This window comes from Amycolatopsis sp. NPDC089917, assembly GCF_040684635.1.
Classification (GTDB): domain Bacteria; phylum Actinomycetota; class Actinomycetes; order Mycobacteriales; family Pseudonocardiaceae; genus Amycolatopsis.
Genome location: NZ_JBFBGL010000074.1, coordinates 1 through 20073, shown reverse-complemented (window position 1 = coordinate 20073; position 20073 = coordinate 1). Strand labels below are relative to the sequence as shown.

20 protein-coding genes are annotated in these 20073 nt (G+C 69.8%); 4 read left to right on the top strand and 16 right to left on the bottom strand.

The window, feature by feature from the left end:
- The first annotated feature begins 96 nt into the window (after positions 1–96).
- Together AB0N89_RS35315 and AB0N89_RS35310 are read left to right on the top strand one after the other, a co-directional pair.
- Entirely contained in the window at positions 97–1185 is a 1089-nt protein-coding gene (locus AB0N89_RS35315; protein WP_364214112.1) for a DUF5667 domain-containing protein, read from the top strand.
- Positions 1186–1281: 96 nt separating this feature from the next.
- Positions 1282–2184, top strand: coding sequence for an HAD-IB family hydrolase (locus AB0N89_RS35310; RefSeq protein ID WP_005151723.1), 903 nt, complete (start codon positions 1282–1284; stop codon positions 2182–2184).
- A 257-nt stretch (positions 2185–2441) separates the two neighbouring features.
- Here the strand turns inward: AB0N89_RS35310 and AB0N89_RS35305 are convergent, their stop codons facing one another.
- The 11 genes from AB0N89_RS35305 to AB0N89_RS35255 all read right to left on the bottom strand — a co-directional run bounded on the left by AB0N89_RS35305 (position 2442) and on the right by AB0N89_RS35255 (position 12788).
- Positions 2442–3545 (bottom strand): lysophospholipid acyltransferase family protein, encoded by a 1104-nt coding sequence (locus AB0N89_RS35305; protein WP_364214109.1) that lies wholly within the window; start codon positions 3543–3545, stop codon positions 2442–2444.
- Entirely contained in the window at positions 3542–4591 is a 1050-nt protein-coding gene (locus AB0N89_RS35300) for an NAD-dependent epimerase/dehydratase family protein (RefSeq protein ID WP_364214106.1), read from the bottom strand. Before AB0N89_RS35300 ends, AB0N89_RS35305 begins: the two co-directional genes overlap by 4 nt.
- A 286-nt stretch (positions 4592–4877) precedes the next feature.
- A complete protein-coding gene (locus tag AB0N89_RS35295) occupies positions 4878–4979 on the bottom strand; it encodes an AURKAIP1/COX24 domain-containing protein (RefSeq protein ID WP_007030867.1) in 102 nt (33 codons plus the stop codon).
- A 145-nt stretch (positions 4980–5124) separates the two neighbouring features.
- Positions 5125–5340 carry a helix-turn-helix domain-containing protein gene (locus AB0N89_RS35290; protein ID WP_016330918.1) on the bottom strand — a complete coding sequence of 72 codons (216 nt, stop codon included), beginning with the start codon at positions 5338–5340 and terminating at the stop codon, positions 5125–5127.
- A gap of 143 nt (positions 5341–5483) precedes the next feature.
- The gene (gene proC, locus AB0N89_RS35285) at positions 5484–6293 is read right to left on the bottom strand and encodes a pyrroline-5-carboxylate reductase (protein ID WP_364214103.1); all 810 of its coding nucleotides are present in this window, start codon (positions 6291–6293) and stop codon (positions 5484–5486) included.
- A 24-nt stretch (positions 6294–6317) separates the two neighbouring features.
- Positions 6318–7148, bottom strand: coding sequence for a thioesterase family protein (locus AB0N89_RS35280; protein ID WP_364214100.1), 831 nt, complete (start codon positions 7146–7148; stop codon positions 6318–6320).
- A 141-nt stretch (positions 7149–7289) separates the two neighbouring features.
- On the bottom strand, positions 7290–8087 hold the full coding sequence (locus AB0N89_RS35275; protein ID WP_364214097.1) for a sugar phosphate isomerase/epimerase family protein: 798 nt from the start codon (positions 8085–8087) through the stop codon (positions 7290–7292).
- Positions 8088–8109: 22 nt separating this feature from the next.
- Entirely contained in the window at positions 8110–9693 is a 1584-nt protein-coding gene (locus AB0N89_RS35270) for a hypothetical protein (protein ID WP_364214095.1), read from the bottom strand.
- A gap of 105 nt (positions 9694–9798) precedes the next feature.
- A complete protein-coding gene (locus AB0N89_RS35265; RefSeq protein WP_364214093.1) occupies positions 9799–10788 on the bottom strand; it encodes a Ppx/GppA phosphatase family protein in 990 nt (329 codons plus the stop codon).
- Between the two features lie 81 nt (positions 10789–10869).
- Positions 10870–11559 (bottom strand): response regulator transcription factor, encoded by a 690-nt coding sequence (locus AB0N89_RS35260; RefSeq protein ID WP_005167072.1) that lies wholly within the window; start codon positions 11557–11559, stop codon positions 10870–10872.
- Positions 11556–12788: an ATP-binding protein gene (locus AB0N89_RS35255; RefSeq protein ID WP_167406361.1), complete on the bottom strand. Its 1233-nt coding sequence runs from the start codon at positions 12786–12788 to the stop codon at positions 11556–11558. The genes AB0N89_RS35260 and AB0N89_RS35255 overlap by 4 nt, the downstream gene beginning before the upstream one ends.
- 303 nt (positions 12789–13091) lie before the next feature.
- On the opposite strand from AB0N89_RS35255, the gene AB0N89_RS35250 reads away from it, so the two are divergent.
- Complete coding sequence (locus tag AB0N89_RS35250; protein WP_364214088.1) at positions 13092–13739, top strand: DNA-binding response regulator; 648 nt, start codon at positions 13092–13094, stop codon at positions 13737–13739.
- Positions 13736–14653: a hypothetical protein gene (locus AB0N89_RS35245; RefSeq protein ID WP_364214085.1), complete on the top strand. Its 918-nt coding sequence runs from the start codon at positions 13736–13738 to the stop codon at positions 14651–14653. Before AB0N89_RS35250 ends, AB0N89_RS35245 begins: the two co-directional genes overlap by 4 nt.
- A gap of 88 nt (positions 14654–14741) precedes the next feature.
- Here AB0N89_RS35245 and AB0N89_RS35240 read toward each other — a convergent pair whose 3' ends face one another.
- From AB0N89_RS35240 to AB0N89_RS35220, 5 genes are all read right to left on the bottom strand, one after another.
- Positions 14742–15491, bottom strand: a complete 750-nt coding sequence (locus AB0N89_RS35240; RefSeq protein WP_364214082.1) for a phosphoglyceromutase — start codon at positions 15489–15491, stop codon at positions 14742–14744.
- Between the two features lie 703 nt (positions 15492–16194).
- Complete coding sequence (locus AB0N89_RS35235) at positions 16195–17115, bottom strand: DUF4349 domain-containing protein (RefSeq protein ID WP_364214079.1); 921 nt, start codon at positions 17113–17115, stop codon at positions 16195–16197.
- Positions 17116–17182: 67 nt separating this feature from the next.
- Positions 17183–17698, bottom strand: a complete 516-nt coding sequence (locus AB0N89_RS35230; protein ID WP_364214076.1) for a YbjN domain-containing protein — start codon at positions 17696–17698, stop codon at positions 17183–17185.
- Positions 17695–18999, bottom strand: a complete 1305-nt coding sequence (gene mshA / locus AB0N89_RS35225) for a D-inositol-3-phosphate glycosyltransferase (RefSeq protein WP_364214073.1) — start codon at positions 18997–18999, stop codon at positions 17695–17697. Before mshA ends, AB0N89_RS35230 begins: the two co-directional genes overlap by 4 nt.
- A 21-nt stretch (positions 19000–19020) precedes the next feature.
- Positions 19021–19833, bottom strand: a complete 813-nt coding sequence (locus tag AB0N89_RS35220; protein ID WP_364214070.1) for an alpha/beta hydrolase — start codon at positions 19831–19833, stop codon at positions 19021–19023.
- Positions 19834–20073 lie beyond the last annotated feature (240 nt).

Here is a 20073-nt window from a genome sequence, read left to right as displayed (position 1 = left end):
TCCTCACCGGGCCTTGCCGTAACCCTTGGGCGTCTCCGCTCGTTTTCACTGCCAGACCGGTGGTCAGGACCGGGCTGATCAGATGGAGACTTCGCCGTGGGCGTGCCGGGATGGTTCGCGCGTGAGCGGGCGGACGGTGACCGCTTCGCGGACCTTGTCGACGGCACCGAAAGTCCGGGAGACGACGAGTTCGCGCACGAACTCGCGCTCGTCGGCGGTCTGCGCGAACTGGGCGCCGGTGGCGCTCCCGACGCGGAGACCCGGCAGCGGATCCGCGACGAGATCGCCGGGCGTCTCGCCGAGGCCGAAGCCCCGCCGAAGCGCCGTGGTCACGCCGTCGCCAACCTCGCCGCCGCCGCCGTCGCGCTCGTCCTCGCGCTGGGCGGAGTCACCCTGCTGCTGTCGAAGGACGCGCTGCCGGGCGATCCGCTCTACGGCATCAAACGAGCGGGTGAATCAGCCTCGCTCGGACTCACCTTCGACGAGCGGGACAAGGCCAAGAAGCATCTGGAGTTCGCCGCGAACCGCGTCGGCGAACTCGACGAACTGACCCGGCAGGACGCGCCCACCGCGGCGTACTTCACCGGTCTCGCCGATTTCGAGACCGACCTGCGCGCCGGCGTCTCGCAGCTGACCGCGCTCGTCACCGATCAGGGTGGCCAGACCCGGCTGAGCGAACTCCGCACCTGGGCGCGGCAGCAGTCCGACCGGCTCGGCCTCCAGGTCGGGTCCGCGCCCGCCGAAGCGCGCGACAAATTCGCCGCGGCCCGTGTCCTGCTCGACAAGGTCCAGACGCGCACGACGGATCTCGGTTCGCGGCTGGTCTGCTACACGATCACCACGGGCTCGTCCGACGACTTGGGTGCGGTCCCGGCCGCCGGTGACTGCGTCCGCAACCCGGACTCCCCGAACGCCGCCGTCCCGCCGTTGACGTCCACCCCGCCGTCGTCCGCCCCGGCCGGTTCGCCGCCGCCGAGCTCGGCGCCGCCGCCGTCGTCGTCCGCCGTGGACACCGCGACCCCGACCGGGCCGCTGACGCCGCCCACGGGCGGGACGCCGCCGCCGGTGGTGGCCACGCCTCCCCCGACGACGAGGACGCTGCCGCCGACGACCACCACCCCGAAGCCGCCGCTGATTTCGATTCCGCCGCTCATTCCGGGATTACCGCCGATAACCATTGGCTGACGCCGCGTCACGTGAGGCAGGCACCACACCCGGGACAGGGCGGTCGGCCGCTCGCTACGCTGTGCGAAGGCACCTGGGATTCCGGAGGCGGTGTGCGTGTCAGTTTGGCGGGGCAAGGATAAGAGTCAAGAGCTCGAACGGCTGGCCGAGCTGGCGGGGGAGGCTTCGGCCGAGGCCGCCATGGCGACCGCGTCCGCCGAAGCCCTCGAACCGCCGGCACCGCCCGCCCCGCCGGACCTCACCGCGGCCGCGTTCTTCGACGTCGACAACACCATGATGATGGGCGCGTCGATCTTCTACTTCGCCCGCGGCCTGGCCGCGCGCAAGTTCTTCACGTCCGCCGATCTGGCCGGATTCGTCTGGCAGCAGGTGAAGTTCCGGCTCGGCGGCCGGGAGAACAAGGAGGACATCAAGACCCACCGCGAGCGCGCACTATCCTTTGTGGCCGGTCGCACCGTGCAGGAACTGACCGACATCAGCGAAGAGATCTACGACGAGCTGATGGCGGACAAGATCTGGTCCGGCACGCGGGCGCTCGCGCAGATGCACCTCGACGCCGGGCAGCGCGTCTGGCTCGTCACCGCGACCCCGATCGAACTCGCGGCCATCATCTCGCGGCGCCTCGGCCTCACCGGCGCGCTGGGCACGGTCGCGGAGACCAAGGACGGCGTCTACACCGGCCGTCTCGTCGGCGACCTGCTGCACGGCCGCGCGAAGGCCCACGCCGTCCGCGCGCTGGCGTCACGCGAAGGGCTGAATCTCAAGCGCTGCACGGCGTATTCGGACTCGCAGAACGACGTCCCGATGCTCTCGGTCGTCGGGACCGCGGTCGCGGTGAACCCCGACGGCGGTCTCCGCGACGTCGCGCGGGCGCGTGGCTGGGAGATCCGCGATTTCCGGACCGGGCGCAAGGCCGCGAAGATCGGCGTGCCCTCGGTGCTCGGCGTCGGTGCCGTGGCCGGTGCCGTCGCGGCCGGCATGGCCTACCGGCGCCGCTGAGTCGTCACACTCGTGATCAAGGCCGGGACTCGCGTGCTTGGAGCCGTCACACGAGAGTTCCGGCTTCAAACACGTGAGTCACGGCTCCGATCACGCTAGAGACGCGGCGGCTCCGTGAAGCCCCTTCACCACCTTCGGGTTCAGGGGTCCGTGACCTGACACCTCTCGACTGTCCACAGGGGACACTCCCAGCGCGCCAGGCCCGCAGAACTGCCCATGCGGGCATGAATCGGACACTGACGTCCCGTCTCCGGGTGCTAGCCCTTGAAGACGCTCTTCCGCTGCGAGAGGCGTTTGTAGAGCGACTGCTGGATCGATTCCCGCACCTGGTCGGTCAGGGTGAACACCAGCATCGGGTCGTCCACGGCGTCCGCGTCGTAGGTGTCCGTGCGGATCGGCTCGCCGAACTCGATGCTCCACTTCGTCGGCAGCGGGATCGCGCCGAGCGGGCCGAGCAGCGGGAAGAACGGCGTCACCGGGAAGTACGGCAGGCCGAGCACCCGCGCGAGCAGCTTGATCTCGCCGAGCTTCGGGTAGATCTCCTCCGCGCCGATGACCGACACGGGGATGATCGGCACCCCGGTCCGCAACGCGGCGGAGACGAAACCGCCACGGCCGAACCGCTGCAGCTTGTACCGCGACGAGAACGGTTTCCCGATCCCCTTGAACCCTTCCGGCCAGACGCCGACGAGTTCTCCCTTGCGCAGCAAGCGCTCCGCGTCGGCGTTGCAGGCGAGCGTCTGCCCGGACTTGCGGGCGAAGGAGCCGACCAGCGGCACCTGGAACACCAGATCCGCGCCGAGGCCGCGCAGATGCCTGCCGCCGGGGACGTGGTCGTGCACGGCGACGGCGGTCATCAGCGCGTCGAGCGGCAACGTGCCGGAATGGTTCGACACCAGCAGCGCACCACCGTCGGCGGGCAGGTTCTCGACGCCGAACGTGTCGACCCGGAACCACTTCTCGTACAGCGCGCGCAACGGGGGCAGCAGCAGGGTTTCGGTGAGCTCGGCGTCGAAGCCGAACTCGTCGACGGTGTAGTCACCGGTCAGCCTGTCCCGCAGGAACCCCAGCGCCGACCGGAGCGGCGGTGGCAGGAGGTCCTCACCGGACGGACGGGTCCGGGCCGGCGAGACCCGTGCCGTCCCGGGGAACTCGACGACGGGCGCGTCCGCCCGGCGTTCCTGCTCCAGTTGTTCTCGCGCTTCGTCGGACTCGCGAAGATCACGGTCCGCCTGTGCCGCCGGGTCCGGCTTCTCTCTGCCGGGGCCGTGCAACGGGATGACCTGCGCTTCAGCGCCACTCACGTCTTCCGCCTCGCCTTCGTGAGAGTTCTCGGAGTCGTTCTCGTAGGGCCTGCTCACCGGTTCCCCGCCTGCCCTGTCGCCGCCGCCACCAGGACCTTGTCGGCGAACCCGGCCAGCTTGCCGCCGTCCACCACGGGCCGGAGCCCGCGGCCGGTGATGTAGTCGTCGAACGCCTCCCGCGTCGTCCACCGCGGGGTGTAGCCGAACTCCTTCTTGAGCTTCGTGATGTCCACGACACGGCCGAAGTTCAGCAGCCGGACCTGGTCGGCGGAGAAGTCGACCACCCTCGCTCCGCGCAGGACCTTGCCGACCGACGGCACGACACCGCTGGGCATCGGCAGTTCGACCCGGCCCGCTCGCCGGATCGCCTGGGACAGCGTGAGTACCCCCTCCGAGCCCACGTTGAACACGCCGGGTTCGTCGTTCAGCGTCGCCTGCTCGAACACGGCCAGCGCGTCGCTGGCGTGGAGCAGCTGGATCCGCGCGTCGTAGCCGAAGACGGTCGGGACCACCGGCAGCGCGAAGTAGCGCGAGAGCACGGTGTCGATCTCCGGGCTGATGATGTTCGCGAACCGGAACAGCGTCGTCGTGATGTCGGGGCGGCGGCGCATGAGCCCGCGGACATACCCCTCCATCTCGACGGCGTCCTTCGCGTAACCGCTGGTCGAGGTGGGGATGAGCTCGGAATCCTCGGTGAACACGGCCTGCGAGCGCGCGCCGGCGCCGTAGACCGCGGCCGTGGACTTCACGACGAGCTTGCGCACGAGCGGCGAACGCTGGCAGGCGGCCAGGAGCCGCATCGTGCCGATGACGTTGACCTCTTTGATCGCCGTGCGGCGGGCCGGACCGGCCGGATGCGCGGTGCACGAGGCGTGCACGACGGTGTCGACCTTGGCCGTGCTGATCACCTTGGCGATCAGCGGATTGCGGATGTCGGCCCGGACGTATTCAGCGCGCCCCATGCGCTGCAGCACCGACTTCTGCGGGGGCGTGGTGTCCACGCCGATCACCCGCTCGAACTCCGGATTGTTGCCGAGTCTGGCGAGCAGCTTCCCGCCAAGGTCTCCCCCGACCCCGGTCACGAGCACGATGTTCGACGGCATAGGACTCCCTGCGTCTTCAGGCGGTTCTCGGACTTCGATCACGGGGTCCTGATGACCTTTGAGCGCGAATTGATCCACCGAGTGTGCGCGTACCCGCACTCACTGGAAGCATCGCGCGGCTGCCCTTGAGATGTTACCGCTCATTAGGGGTAGTCGAGTCAGCGCTTACATGCTATTAACCCGCCGCTCGCAGAGGGGATCCACGTCTCACTCGAACGGGCGGACAACGTCCACCAAATGGGAATGGCCCGTCCAGAAGCTGGACGGGCCACTCACCGGCTGTGTCTTACTTGCCGGCCTTCCTACGCTGAACGCGCGTCCGGCGCAGCAACTTGCGGTGCTTCTTCTTCGACATGCGCTTACGGCGCTTCTTGATCACAGAGCCCATCGTGAGCGCTCCTTCCTTCGTCGTCGGTCACGCTGCCCGGCGCAGCGTCCAACGGGTGGAGCGCACAGGCACGAGCGGTCTTCCAGGGTACTCGCGCCCCGGAAGACGCCCTCGGGCGGGCACGCTGTGCTCCGCGAAGCGAGCGTCAGCCCACGTCGAAGTACGCGCCCTGGAGATATTCGTGAACGGCCTTTTCGGGCACTCTGAACGACTTCCCGACGCGCACCGCGGGCAACTCGCCCGAGTGAACGAGGCGGTAGACGGTCATCTTGGAGACCCGCATCAGCGTGGCCACCTCGGCGACCGTCAGGAACTGGACCTGGCCCACTGAAGGGAGGTCATCCTTCTTGTTCGGCGGCATGATTCACCGTGTCCTTCGACACGTGTCGCGCCACGAGGCTTCCCCACCTGTGGTATCGACACGCACGTGCTCTCCTGAGAGTAGCGGGACACGTGTGGCTAAAGCGACGCGAGTCACCGAGATGGGCCTGTATCCAGCGGATTTCAGCCCTCGTGGGCGCGGCCCAGCTCGGTCGAGCGGTCCTTAGCGGCCTCGATGGCGGCCAGGAGCGCCGCGCGGACGCCGTGCTTCTCCAGCTCGCGGATGGCGTTGATGGTCGTCCCGGCGGGCGAGGTGACGGCTTCGCGCAGCAGCACCGGGTGCTCCTCGGACTCCGCGAGCATCTTCGCCGCCCCGACCGCCGACTGGATGATCAGCTGTCCGGCGAGCGCGCGCGGCAGGCCGAGCAGGATCCCGGCGTCGATCATGGCCTCGACCAGGAAGAAGAAGTACGCGGGCCCGGATCCGGACAGCGCCGTGACGGCGTCCTGCTGCGACTCCGGCACCTCGACGACCTGTCCGACGTGCGAAAGCAGGTCCTTCACCACCGCGATGTGCTCGGCGGTCGCGTGCGCGCCCGCGGAGACCGCGCTCATCGCCTCACCGACGAGCATCGGGGTGTTCGGCATGACCCGGACCACCGGGATGCCTTCGGCCAGCCTGCGCTCGTACAGGGCGGTCGGCAGGCCCGCGCACAGCGAGACCACCAGCGAATCCTTGCCGAGCAACGGCGCGACCTCGTCCAGCACCGGGTCGATGTCCTGCGGCTTGACGGCGACGACGAGCACGTCGGCCCGGCTCGCGGCGTCGGCGACGGCGACCCCGTGCACGCCGTAGCGTTCGGTCAGCTCGGCCGCGCGCGCCGGATACCGCTCGGTGAACAGCAGGTCGTCCGGGCTGTGCCCGCCGTGCAGCAGGCCCGAGAGCAGGGCCTCCCCGATCTTCCCGGCACCCAGAACCGCGATCACACTCATGCGGTTCAGCGTGCCAAACCGCCGTCAGCCCCCGGGCGCCGGGGCAAGCGCCAGCTGACGCGCCTGGCAGACGAGCCTGCCCTGCGAGTCCACCACGACGGCGTCGGAATCGAACCACGCCTCGTGCACCGACTGGGCCTGCACGATCACCCGCAGCCAGCCCGGCGCCGGCCGGGTGCGCAGCAACGCGGTCAGCTGGACGGTCGGCGCCCAGCCGACCCGGCCGAGGTTGTAGACCACCGGCGGGTTCACGTCGCTCGCGAGCAGCGCGAAGTAGGGGTCGGGAAGACCGTGCCGCGGCCGGACCCACAACCGCATCTTCGGCGGGTCGCCGATCCGGCCGTGCAGGTAGCCGACGCTCGCCGGATCGAGCCGGACCTCGCAGCCCTTCGCGAGGTTGAACAGGCCCTCGGACGTCTCACCGGTGACGGGCACCGCGCCGGGCGGCGGCTCCGCGGGCATGGCCGGGACGTCGGTCCACTCCGGACGCCGCATCGGCAGCCGCCCGGTGGTCACCCTGGCCTCGACGCAACTGCGGCCCCGCTGCTCCAGCAGGACCGCGACGACCGAGGCGCGCCTTCCGACCTTCCGGACGTCCATGCGCAGCAACACCGGCCCCACGGCGGGCGGATGCAGGAACTCCGCGCTGATGGCGAGGGGCTCGGACGGCGGCTCGCCGCGTTCGTGCAGGAACGCCAGCGCGGACCGGGCCATCAACGCCATCAGGAAGCCGCCGTGCGGATGTCCGCCGATCGACCATTCGGTACGGAGTACCGCCGTGAACGTGCCGTCACCCAGTGATCTCGTCGCGCAAGCCGCGTCGAAGGAGGTGCCCGTTTCGTCGGCCGCGCTCACCGAGCACTGACCCAGGCCACGAGCCGATCCATCGGTGTGCGGGAGATCAACAAGCGCAGCTGGTTCACGGTCGGAACTTTACGTGTACCAGCGCCTCCGGCGCAGGGAGGAATGAATCTCCGCACCCGGAGACGATCTTTGTCACTGGCCGAGGTGGAACCTCGCGAACAGGAGTGACTCCGCGAGATCCCTTGACCGCTGCGCCGCGTTCGGCGACCGGCGGGTGTTGATCTCCAAGACGATCTGTCCGGCGAAATCGCTGTTCACGAGCTTTTCGAGAAGTTCCGCGCAGGGTTCGATCCCGCGGCCGGGCACCAGGTGCTCGTCCTTCGGGAGACCCGTTCCGTCCGCCAGGTGGACGTGGCTGAGCCCGGAACCCATGCGTTCGGCGAGCGCGAGGGCGTCCATCCCGGCTGCCGCTGTATGGGACAGATCGAGCGTGTAGTGGCGAAACCCTACGTCCGTAGGGTCGATCGACGGCCGGAACGCCGACACGCGCGAAGTCCGCGAGCCGCCGGGCGGGCGGACCTTGAACATGTTCTCGACCGCGACCTCGACGCCGCTGGATTCTTCGAGTTCGTCCACGAGGTCGCCGAACGCGTCGCCGTAGCGGCGCTGCCACCGGAACGGCGGATGCACCACGACCGTGCGCGCGCCCAGTTCCAGGGCCGCGTCCACGGACATCCGCAGGCGCACCTCGGGATCCGGCGACCACACCCGCTGGGTGATCAGCAGCGACGGCGAGTGGATCGACAGCACCGGCACCCCGGTGCGGCGCGACCAGCGGCGCAGAGCGGAGACGTCCTGGCTGACCGGATCGGCCCAGACCATCACCTCGACGCCGTCGTAGCCGAGGTCGGCGGCCATCTCGAAGGCCGCGCCCGCCTTCAACGGCCAGACGGACGCGGTCGAAATCCCCACCGGAATCTGCTGAACCATTCCGGCATCCTTCCCGAGGCCGCTAACGAGCGACCAGCAGGAGTGCGGCCGGTGAGACCGTCACCACCAGTCCGACCAGCACCGCGAGCACCAGGGTCTGCAGGTCGTCCGCCTTGCGGATCTTCCGGACGATCCACACCAGCGCGACGATCACCAGCAGAGCGGCGACCAGCGCGGCGGCGGGGATGTTCACCCACAGCCAGTTGAAGCCCAGCCAGACCCCGGCACCGCCGACCACGCCGAGGGCGAGCTGACCGGCCAGCGCCAGCCACTGCTTCCCCGGCGAGGTGTTCGCGGCGGGCGCCTCGGGCTCGTCCTCCTCGAGGTCATCGACGTCATCGACGCTGTCCGCGACCCGGTCGTCTTCGTACTCGTCCTCGTACTCGTCGGCGCGGTAGCCGTAGTCGTCACGCTCGAAGTCCGGGCTTCCCTCGGGATAGCCCTGCTCGGCGAACTCGCGCTCGTACTCGTCGAGGTTGTCCTGCTGCCGCCCGCGGTCGTCGAGCGAATGCGGCGGCACGAACGGCATCGGCGCCGGATGCCCCATGGTCGGGGGCCCCGCGTCGAACTGGTCCGCTTCGGGCTCGGTGTCCGGTTCGACGGGCACGGGCGGCGGCACCGGCGGGATCCCGCCGACCTCCGTGTCGTCGGACTGCACCTTTTGCCTGCGCTTGCGCCAGCCGGCGAGCCCGGCGGGCGGCGCCGCCGGTTCGACGGGCGCGGCGGCCTCGGGTTCGGCTCCTGCCTCGTCCCCGACCGCGGCGAACTGCTCGGTGCTCGGGTCGAGCTTCGGCTGCGGCGGCCGGGCCGCCGGACGACGGCGCCGGGGCGGCTGGGCGGGCGGGGCCGGCGGGGTCTGGAACGCGCCGCTGGCCATCGGGCCGGGCGGCTCCTGGACGTCGTCGGGTGAGGCGTCGAGACCGTCGAGCCTCGCCGACAGTCCCGCGGACGGGGGCCCGGCGGGCGGCTCGGGGCGACGGCGGACCGGCGGCACCGCGCCGCGCGTCTCCTCCGGGCCCGCGGGCCGGGGACGGCCGCGGGGCGGCAAGCCCTCGGAGTCCGGCGGACGCTGCTGGTAACCGGACTGTTCCTGCGGCGGGGCGGGCCGCGCGAACTGACCCGACTGCTGAGGCGGCTGCGGCGGACGCTGCTGGTAACCGCTCTGCTCCTGCGGCGGGGCGGGCCGCGCGAACTGACCCGACTGCTGAGGCGGCTGCGGCGGACGCTGCTGATAGCCGCTCTGCTCCTGCGGCGGGCGCACCGGCGGCGTCTGCCGGGTCGGCGTCGCGGCGTTCGGCGGCACCGGCAGCGGCGCGGAGTCCTGCTGCGGCGGAAGCGGCCGCTGTCCGGAGTCCTGGGGCCGCGAGCGCCGCAGAGGCCGGTTGGGCGGCGGCGGGGTGTCGCCGGACACCCTGTCGATGATCGCCTGCGGCGCGGTGTCGCTCACCGACGGCGCGCGACGGCCGCGGGTGGGCTCGGGAGCCTCGTCCTCGTCGTCGGCCGCGCGGCGTCGCCTGCGGCGCCCGCCTTCGGGCTGGGCTCCGTGCTGCGCGAGCAGCTCCGCCACGGTCTTCTGTGGCTGGCCGCTCTCTGTCTCGTCCGTCATACCGTGCTGTCCAATGCGCGCTCCAGCCGTTGCGAACCGGCCCGCGACGGGGCATGGGCGGCGTCGCGCGCGCTATCCACCGTCATCCGCATTTCCGTCACCTCTTCACCGTGCCCGTTCTCCGTCGACCAAGTCCAGTCGGGCGCTGCCGCCCACAGTCTCGTCCGCACCGTTCGAATGGTCCAGCCGTCGAAGGATGACACCTTCTCGCAGCGCCCACGGACAGATCTCCAGTTCTTCCAGGGAAAGCGCCCGCATGGTGGCTTGTGCGACGAGCGCGCCCGCCACCAGTTGATGCGACCTGCTCGCGCTGACCCCTTCGAGTTGTGCCAGGTCATGGGCGGTCATCCGGGAGATGAACGCGATGAGCTGGCGCAACGCGGTGTCGGTCAGGGTACGGCGCACATGCGGCCCGCTGGCCGACGGCGCCGCTCCGGTCAACCGGGCGAGTGACCGGAAGGTCTTCGAGGTTGCCACGACCCGATCGGGTTCACCCAATTTGGCGACCTTCTTCGCGAGCGGAGCGAGTTGCTCTTCGAGCCATGCCGAAGTGGCGATGAGCTCCGAACGGGTCGGCGGGTCGTGGTGGAACCGCGTCCGGGTGGTCCGGCCCGCCCCCAGGGGAAGCGATTCGGCAAGATCCGGCTCCTCGTCACGGCCCATCGCGATCTCCAGCGAGCCGCCGCCGATGTCGAGCACGAGCAGCTTTCCCGCCGACCAGCCGAACCAGCGGCGGACGGCGAGGAACGTCAGCCGGGACTCGTCGATCCCGGAAAGCACCTTCAGTTCGACTCCGGTCTGCTCTTGGACCTTCGCCAGCACCTTCGGGGCGTTCTTGGCTTCGCGGACCGCGGAGGTGGCGAACGCCATGACCTCTTCGCAGCCGAGCCTGGCCGCGGCCGCCTTCGCCGACTCGACCGCCCGCACGAGGCTGTCCGCGCCCGCGCGGCTCAGGTCCCCGGTGCGGGTGATCTGCTCCGCGAGCCGGAGGACGGCTTTTTCGGAATGCATCGGGGTCGGGTGGGCGCCACGGTGGGCGTCGACCACGAGCAGGTGGACGGTGTTGGAACCGACGTCGAGTACCCCTAGGCGCACGAGCGTCTACGGTACCCGCCCCCACGTCAGGTCACGAAACCGTAACCGTGATCTGTATCGCAGGGGCGGGTACCGGACCTGTCACGTCTCGAACTTGTAGCCCAGGCCACGCACCGTGACCAGGTGCCGGGGCGAACCCGGGTCCGGTTCGATCTTCGACCGGAGGCGCTTCACGTGGACGTCCAGCGTCTTGGTGTCGCCGACGTAGTCCGCGCCCCACACCCGGTCGATCAGCTGCCCGCGGGTGAGCACGCGGCCCACGTTGCGCAGCAGGTACTCCAGCAGGTCGAACTCCTTGAGCGGCAGGGAGACCTCCTGGCCGTCGACGGTCACCACGTGCCGCTCGACGTCCATCCGCACCGGCCCGGCGGTCAGCACCAGAGGCGCCAGATCGCCTTCGGAGCCCGGCTCGCCGCCGCGGCGCAGCACCGCCCGGACGCGCGCGATGAGCTCGCGGGCCGAGTACGGCTTGGTGACGTAGTCGTCGGCGCCCAGTTCCAGTCCGACGACCTTGTCGATCTCGCTGTCGCGCGCGGTCACCATGATCACCGGCACCGCGGAACGCTGCCGGAGCTGCTTGCAGACGTCGGTGCCGCTCATGCCCGGGAGCATGAGGTCGAGCAGGACGATGTCGGCGCCGTTGCGGTCGAACTCCTCGAGCGCCTGCTGCCCCGTCACGGCGACGGCGGCGGTGAAGCCCTCTTTGCGGAGCAAGAACGCGAGCGGGTCGGCGAACGACTCTTCGTCCTCGACGATGAGAACCCTCGTCACAGGTTTCCTCCATGGTCGGGGCTTTCTTGCCCTGTTGCCACGAGACGGGGTGTCCGCTCGGGGGTCTTCTCCGGCCGGGATACCGGCGGAGCCTGTTTCACGGCCGCGGCCGGTTCGGCACCGATGTGCGCGGGGATCCGCAGCGTGAACGTCGATCCGGTGCCGGGACGGCTCCAGAGGCCGACCGAACCACCGTGGTTGGCCGCCACGTGCTTGACGATCGCCAGCCCCAGGCCGGTGCCGCCGGTCGCCCGCGACCGCGCCTTGTCCGAGCGGAAGAACCGCTCGAAGACGCGTTGCTGTTCGTCCTCGGCGATGCCGATGCCGCGGTCGGTCACCGCGATCTCGACCTTGCCGTCCACCAGCCGCCTGCTGATCGACACCGGGCTGCCCGCCGGCGAGTACGCGACGGCGTTCTCCAGCAGGTTCGACAGCGCGGTGACCATCAGCGTCCGGTCGCCCTCGATGAGCAGCCCGCTGGCGGCGTCGGTGGTGATGGTGATCTCGGCGGATTCCGCCGAGAGCGTCGTCCGGCCGAGTGCCTCGCGGACGACGGCGTCGACCTCGACGACGTTCAGATCCGGCAGCCGCTCGGCGCCCTGCAGCCGCGACAGCGCGATCAGCTCGGTGACGAGCTGGCCAAGCCTGGTCGATTCGCGGAGGATCTTGCCGCCGAACCGGCGGACCTCCTCGACGTCCTCCGCGGCGTCGAGGACGGCCTCGGTGAGCAGCGCGATCGCGCCCACCGGCGTCTTCAGTTCGTGGCTGACGTTCGCGACGAAGTCCCGCCGGACGGCTTCGAGGCGGATCGCCTCGGAGTGGTCGACGGCCTCGACCACGGTGAACCCGTCGCCGAGCGGACGGACCTCGCCGAGGACGGCTTCGGGCTGACGGCCCCTGGCCTCCAGCGGCGAAAGGTCGATTTCCATCGGTTCGTCGGTCTCGACCACCTGCTCGGCGGCCTTCCGAGCCCGTGGATCGGCCTGGTTGACCTTCACCAGCCCCAGCTCGTAGGCGCGGGGGTTGTGCAGGACCATGTCACCGAATTTGTTGAGGACGACGACCCCGTTGTTGCTGGATCGCACGAGACGTTCGAGCAGTTCGGCCACGGTCGGGCCGGTCGGGCGCCGCTCCTCGCGACGGGCGCGGCCCCTCGCGATCAGGAAGCCGACGACCACACCGACGATCAGTCCGCCGATGGCCAGGGCGAGTGCAACAGGCGTGGTCACAGGGGAATCGTAAGCGTGCGGGTAGCCTTTTGGCCTAGTCCCGGCCGCGTACTCGTGATGCCTATGACACCTGGGAGCAGGCTGTTCGCCTGCAGGTCGGCCGCCGTTCACACGACCGATTCCTGGCCGAGATCTGGTGGGTGAGGCGGGTCACCCAGGTGGGCACAGGAGGGACACCACGGCGGGCGGCTCGTGCCCGGATCGCGACTTTCGTCTTGACTATCCGGGCGGTGATCGTCCCGCTCACGGGGGAATAGCGACGTTCCCGTCACGGCGGCCGGGGAATGTTGGAAGACTGTCGCCGTGGAACTCGTCAGTGACATCTCCCTGATTCGCGGAGAAGAAGAGCTGTTCGACCGGACGGCTCATCTGTTCGTCGCGGCGACCGACATCGCGTGCGCGGCCGACGACCTCTACACCTGGGCGCTCTCCCGGCCGTCGCTCACTCGGCAGGGTGAACGGCTGGTGCGCGGCAAGCGGATCCGCAAGCTGTACCGCCCCGGCGTCCTGCTGAACGAGCAGACCGCGGAGCATCTGCACCGCCTGTCCGGCTTCGGCGCGCAGATCCGGATCGGCACCGAGGAGATCAACGAGACGATCCTGCTCGACGAGCGGGTCGCGATCATGGCGGGCGACGAGGGCAAGGCGGTGCGCTCGTACAGCGTCATCTCCCGCCCCGAGCTGGTGCAGGGCATCCTGTCGCTGTTCGAGACCGCCTGGCTGGCGGCCACCACGCTGGAGACGTTCGACGCGCGGTTCGCCGACATCCGGAAGGAGGCGCCGCAGATGCTCGAGTTCCTGACGACCGGTTGCAAGGACGACAAGGCCGCGAAGAGCCTCGGCATGGGTGTGCGCACCTATCAGCGGCGTGTGTCGGAACTGCTGGTCGCGCTCGGCGTGACGTCGCGGTTCCAGGTCGACGCGCGGGCCAGGGAGCTCGGCCTCCTGTGAAACGGTGGGCGGGATTCGTGGTGCTGCTCGCGCTCGCGGGCTGCACGACCGCGGTCTCCGGCACCGCCCGGCCCGAACCGGAAACCCCGCCCGCGAACCTCGCGCTGGTGAATCCCGCGCGGACCGCGTCGGTCCTGACCGCGGTGAAGACGGCCACCGAAGCGGTGTTCTCCTACGACAGCACGGCCGCGCCCGCCTACGACAAGACGCTCGCCGACAACCTGACGCCGGACGCGCGCGACGAGCTCGCGAAGCTGTTCTCCGAGATCCGGAACTCGCCGGAGCCGATCAAGCTGGTCACCCGCGTGATCGTGTCGGCCGCCGTCGAGCAGACGGCGGACAAGGCGCGGGTGCTGACCGTGCTCGACCAGAGCAGCACCAGGGCGGGCACCACCAGCAAGGGCATCGCGTCGGTGCTGCTCGCGACGGTCCGCGAGGGCGAACGCTGGCGCATCGGCGAGATCAAGGTGAATCCGGCGGGGACCCCGCCCGCGGCGGAGAAGCCGGGCGCGGGAGATCGGGCGATCGCGCGGGTGCGGGATTCCGTCCGCGACGGTGCCGTGCGCGCCGCGGCCGCCCTGCTGAGCGTGAATCCGGCCGATCCCGAAGGCACTTACGCCCGTTACGAGTCCGTGTCGACCGGACAGCTGCTGACCCAGTTCCAGCAGGGCAAGGCGGCGCGAATGGAGCAGATCCGGAGCGGCGGTGTGAAGGCGGCGCCGGCGCCGAACCCGGCGGCGGCGGTCATGGAGATCGTGGACGACAAGGCGAGCGTCCTGCTCTTCGCGACGACGGACGTCACGGACGCGGCCGGGCAGGCGACGAAGAAGTACCTGCCGATCGTCCTGCGCCTCCAGCGCCTGCCCGAAGGCTGGAAGGCCGCCGGCATCGAGTCGGTCCAGGCCCTGCCGTAACGCCTTTGCCCCCGGATGTCATGAAAGGGTCGTTCAGGACATTTTCCGTCCTGAACGACCCTTTCATGACACTTCGGTACCGGAGCGCTCAGCGGCCCTGGTTGGCGACGGCGGCCGCGGCTTCCTTGGCGGCCTCCGGGTCCAGGTAGGTCCCGCCGGCGGTGACCGGCTTGAGGTCCTCGGTGAGGTCGTAGCGCAGCGGGATGCCGGTCGGGATGTTGAGCCCGGCGATGGCGTCGTCGGAGATGCCGTCGAGGTGCTTCACCAGCGCCCGCAGCGAATTGCCGTGCGCGGCGACCAGCACGGTCTTGCCCGCGCGCAGATCCGGGACGATCGCGGACTCCCAGTACGGCAGCAGCCGCGCGACGACGTCCTTGAGGCATTCGGTCAGCGGGGCGGCGTCGCCGAGGTCGGCGTAGCGCGCGTCGCCTGCCTGGCTGAACTCGTCGGCCGGGTCGATCGGGGGCGGCGGGGTGTCGTACGAGCGGCGCCAGAGCATGAACTGCTCCTCGCCGAACTCGTCCAGGGTCTGCTTCTTGTTCTTGCCCTGCAGCGCGCCGTAGTGCCGCTCGTTGAGGCGCCAGTCGCGCTTCACCGGGATCCAGTGCCGGTCGGCGGCGTCGAGCGCCAGGTTGGCGGTCGAGATCGCGCGACGCATCAGCGACGTGTGGACGACGTCCGGCAGCAGACCGGACTCCGCGAGCAGCCGCCCGCCCTTGCGCGCCTCCTGCTCGCCCTGGTCGGACAGCGGCACGTCCACCCAGCCGGTGAACAGGTTTTCGGCGTTCCAGGTGCTCTGCCCGTGACGCAGCAGCACCAGAGTCCCAAGCTCAGCCATGGGGTTCAGCCTGCCAGAGTGGACGGAAGCGCCGGTCAGAGGGCCGAACTAGCCCCGTCTTCTACAGAGAGTGCGTTACCCATGAGTAACACCTTCACTCGTCCAGAAGACAGGGTGCCAACAAGTCCGAATCCCCGGGAAACAGGCTGCACTCCGTTATCCCGGTTTCCAAATTTCACTCGAACAGAGTAACCGGTAGTCTTGTGATTACAGGTGGAGATCTGACAGGTTGGCTTAGTCCCGCGCGGCCGGATTCCACGCACTCCCCGGCTCGACGCGGGTGACGACCGCGACTCGTCTCCCCCCTGCCGAGTCGCGGCGCCCGCCGGCCCCGTTGGCATCCCCCTCGTCACCGGGTCCACCTTGGCGGGAACTTCAGCGGGGCGGCTCGAGATCGCGACTCCCCCCTCCCTCGAGCCGTCCCGCCTGTTCCTCTTCCGGGGAATTCAGCCCCGAACACCCGTCGTTCGTGAGTGGTGAGGACGGTTAGAGCGGACCGGTATTCACCTACGCACGCCTGACTGATCAAGGTCATCTCGGTCAGGACCGATGGCAGACGAAGTGACGGGGGAGGGTTCCGGACGTTGAACGTCCGGAACCCTCCCCCGTCGACCACACCGGCCCCCAGCACCGACTTCACTCGACTCCGAGAGAACCGTCCTCACCACTCACGACCCAGGTGACCCGAGACCGCCTGACGACTTCAGTCCAGCGGAGGCGCGGACGGCAGCTCCGAGGCGGTCGCCATCGCCGGTTCCGCCGGACGGCGCCGCTTGCGCAGCCACCACACCAGCGCCGCCGCGGGAACGCCGAAGACCAGCAGGAAGGGCGCCATCGCGCCGATCACGGTCAGCAGGCCGCCACCGAAGGTCAGGAACGCGTCCCAGCCGTTTGCCAGGCCGCCGAAGAACCCGTTGCGGGATTCCTCCTCCGCCACGACCGTCTCCGCCTTCACCTGCAAGGTGATCGTCGACATGGCGACACTTCCGGCCAGGCTTTCGCGCCGCTTCTGAAGCGACTCCAGCTCGGCCTCACGGCTCGTCAGCTCGCTCTCCACGGAGGCGATCTCCGAAACCGACGTCGCCTTCGCGAGCAGCGCGCGGATGCGCTCGACGCTCGCCCGCTGGGTGGCCAGCCGCGAGTCGACGTCGACCATCTGCTCGGTCACGTCCGTCGCGGTGACCTCCCGCTTGACCTGCTTGCCGAGCTTCCCCAGCTGGTCCAGCACGCCGTCGAGGCGTTCGGAGGGCACGACGACGTTGACCGACGCCCGCTTCTCCTGGGTGCTCTCCTGCCCGGTGTAGCCGGCGGCGCCCTGGGTGATGACGCGGACCTGCGAGATCACGTCGGCGACGTTCGGCGCGGTGAGTTCCAGATTCGCCGTGCGCACGAGCTTGCGGTCGGCGATCCCCGGCTGCCCGGCGGGCGCCGGCGCCTTGTCCGAACCCGCCCGGCCCGCGCTGTCGCCGCTCTCCTTGTTCGGCGCGCCCTGATTCGGGACGGCCTGCTTGCCACCGGCCGTCGCCGGCATCGAGGCGGATTCGCTGTAGGGCTCGCTCGCCGAACACCCCGCCAGCGCCAGTACGGCCCCGGCGACGGCCACCCATCTCAATCGCTTGTACATCGAAGCTTCTCCCTCCAGTGCTGCGGAGAGAGACGGAGCCGGGTTCAGACCCGTTGCACCGTTCGGGTCACGAGTCGGTCAAGGCCCCGGGTTCGTGCCCGTTCGAAGGCTCGACGAGATGTTTGAACGCCTCCAGGTTCGCCAGCGACTCTCCACGCGAGACCCGCCAGTCCCATTCGCGTTTGATCGACTCGGCGAACCCGAGTTCCAGCAGGGTGTTGAAATCGCCGTCGGCGGCTTCCAGCACCTGTCCGAGGATCTTGTCCAATTCGGACTCGGTCACCGTGTCCAGACCGAACCGGCCGACCAGGTAGATGTCGCCGATCGCGTCCACGGTGTAGTGCACGCCGTACAGTTTCGCGTTGCGGCGCAACAGAAAGCGGTAAACGTCCTCATGGGACTCGTCGGGACGGCGGCAGACGAAGGCCTCGACGGCGAAGGCGTGGTCCCCGGCGACCAGCCAGCAGTTGGTCTGGAGTTTCTTGGTACCGGGCAACGTGACGAAGTACTTTCCCTCGCCGCGCCTGTCGTACTTCAGGCCCGCGTTGTCCAAAGAGGACCGCAGGGTCTCGTCGAGTGTCAAACCGCCACCTCCGCGCGCTGTTCGAGGGCACGCCGGAACGCGCCGGTCGCCTGAGCGTACGTGTCCAGCAGACGGTCCGTCGTCCGGCGCCAGGAGAAGCGCCGCGCGTGGACGACGGCGTTGGCCGCGAGCTCGGCACGCCAACCGGGTCGCAGCGCGACGTTCGCGAGCGCGCCCGCCCAGTCCTTCGGGTCGTGCGAAGGCACCAGCAGCCCGGAAACACCGTGCGGGACCGCGACCGGCAGCCCGCCGACCTCGGCCGCGATCACCGGTGTCCCGCAGGCCTGCGCCTCGAGCGCGACCAGCCCGAACGACTCGTTGTAACTCGGCACGGCGACCAGGTCGGCCGCGCGGTAGACGTTCACCAGCGCCCGGCCGGGCTGGGGCGGCATGAACCGGGTCTGCTCCTCGATCCCGAGGGAGACGGCCAGCTCGCGCAGGGCCTGCGGCTGCTCCAGCCCGGTCCCGGACGGGCCGCCGACGATCAGCACGACCAGCCGCGACGCCAGCTCCGGCCGCTCACGCAGCATCTCGGCCGCGGCCAGCAGGAGGATGTCCGGCGCCTTCAACGGCTGGATCCGGCCCGCGAAGGCCAGCACGATCGCGTCCCTCGGCAGGCCCAGCGCCTGGCGCGCGGCCGAGCGGGAACCGGGGGTGAAGCGGTCGAGGTCGACCCCGGGCGGGATGGCGTGCACGGCGTGCGGATCGGCGTCGTAGAGCTCGATCAGCTCGCGGGCCTCGACGCGGGTGTTCGCGACCAGGCAGTCCGCTTCGTCGACGACCTGCTGCTCGCCGATCACGCGGGTGCGCGGCTCGGGGGTGTCGCCCTCGGCCAGCGCGGCGTTCTTGACCTTGGCCAGGGTGTGCGCGGTGTGCACCAGCGGCACGCCCCACCGGTCGCGGGCGAGCCAGCCCGCCTGGCCGGAGAGCCAGTAGTGCGAATGGATGAGGTCGTAGTAGCCGGGCTCGTGGAACGCCTCGGCCCGCAGCACCCCGGCGGTGAACGCGCACAGCTGCGCCGGCAGCTCGTCGCGTCCCAGCGGCTCGAACGGCCCGGCCGGGATGTGCCGGACGAGCACGCCGGGCGCCAGTTCGGCGACCGGGGGCTGGTCCGAGGACGTCGCCCGCGTGAACACCTCGACCTCGACGCCGCGACGGGCCATCTCGGTGGCCGTCTGGCTCACGTAGACGTTCATCCCGCCGGCGTCGCCGGTACCCGGCTGTTCCAGCGGAGAGGTGTGCAACGACAGCACCGCGACGCGCCTGGGCGCGGCGTCGAACCCGTGCAGAGGGATCGTCACCTGGTCAACACTCCTGAAGTCCTACTGATCGGCGAACCCGCGCAGCAGATCACCGAACTCATCCGCTGCTTCGGCGAACGGCAGATGCCCCACCTCAGGTAACCAACGCAGAACGGCACCCGGAATCTTCCCGGCCGCGTATTCCGCCGACGTCGGATCGATCACAGCGTCCGCGAGACCATGGACGATCAGTGCCGGTTTGTCCAGATCGCGAAGAACGTCCTCGCTCCCGACGTCGCGCCGGAACAGCGCGGAGCGCACCGCGGGCGGCGTCGAGAGACCGGCGCCGAGCAGCGATTGGGTGAGCGTCCCGGACACCGGGGAGACGGTCATCCGCGCGCTGAACTGCACCAACGCGGGAATCGCGACCGCCGGATCGTCCGACAGCACCGCCGGGATGGCCTCGCGCATGGCGGGACCGATCTTGCCGCCGGGCCGGTTCTTGCCGATTTCTGTGATCGCGCCCACAAGGACGACGCCGCCGAGCCGGGCGGGACCGTGCACGCGGAGGTAGTCGGTGATGACCAGGCCGCCGTAGGACCAGCCGACGACGATCGCGTCGTCGCCGGCGAAGTCGAGGACGGAGGCGAGGTCTTCGGCCCAGACGCGCGGGTCGTCGTAACCGGCGGAGGGCACCTCGGAGTCGCCGTGCCCGCGCAGATCCATCGCGACCAGGCGGAACCGCTCGCTGAGCGCGGGGTCCGCCAGCTGCGGCGCCCAGGCCCGGCCCGACTGGGCCCAGCCGTGCACGAACACGATCGGACGGGTGTTCTCGGCGCCCTCGACCCACAAGCCGATGCGGGTCCCGCCGTAGCCGACAACCTCGGTCTTCATGCCTCGCACTTTATGGGCTGTCGCGTGGTCTCCCCTACCCGCCAGAAGTCCGTGAAGGCCTCCTTGAGGGACTCTGGGTCCCTCAAGGAGGCCTTCACGGACTTCAGGTGAGTGGAGAGCGCCGGGACCGGGCGGGTCGGGTGGTGGTGTTTTGGGGGGGGTGGGGGTTTTACCAAAACCACAACACCCACACCAGCAAGAACCGCGCTTACCAGCGGCGGGAGTAATAAATAAGAAATA

Bases quoted from the DNA above. Each gene is read 5' to 3' on its own strand.
- AB0N89_RS35290 (WP_016330918.1), bottom strand. From the start codon at position 5,340: ATGCCGCCGAACAAGAAGGATGACCTCCCTTCAGTGGGCCAGGTCCAG.
- AB0N89_RS35220 (WP_364214070.1), bottom strand. From the start codon at position 19,833: ATGAAGACCGAGGTTGTCGGCTACGGCGGGACCCGCATCGGCTTGTGG.
- AB0N89_RS35270 (WP_364214095.1), bottom strand. From the start codon at position 9,693: ATGACGGACGAGACAGAGAGCGGCCAGCCACAGAAGACCGTGGCGGAG.
- AB0N89_RS35275 (WP_364214097.1), bottom strand. From the start codon at position 8,087: ATGGTTCAGCAGATTCCGGTGGGGATTTCGACCGCGTCCGTCTGGCCG.
- AB0N89_RS35295 (WP_007030867.1), bottom strand. From the start codon at position 4,979: ATGGGCTCTGTGATCAAGAAGCGCCGTAAGCGCATGTCGAAGAAGAAG.
- AB0N89_RS35300 (WP_364214106.1), bottom strand. From the start codon at position 4,591: ATGCCGTCGAACATCGTGCTCGTGACCGGGGTCGGGGGAGACCTTGGC.
- AB0N89_RS35240 (WP_364214082.1), bottom strand. From the start codon at position 15,491: ATGGCTGAGCTTGGGACTCTGGTGCTGCTGCGTCACGGGCAGAGCACC.
- AB0N89_RS35235 (WP_364214079.1), bottom strand. From the start codon at position 17,115: ATGTACAAGCGATTGAGATGGGTGGCCGTCGCCGGGGCCGTACTGGCG.
- proC (WP_364214103.1), bottom strand. From the start codon at position 6,293: ATGAGTGTGATCGCGGTTCTGGGTGCCGGGAAGATCGGGGAGGCCCTG.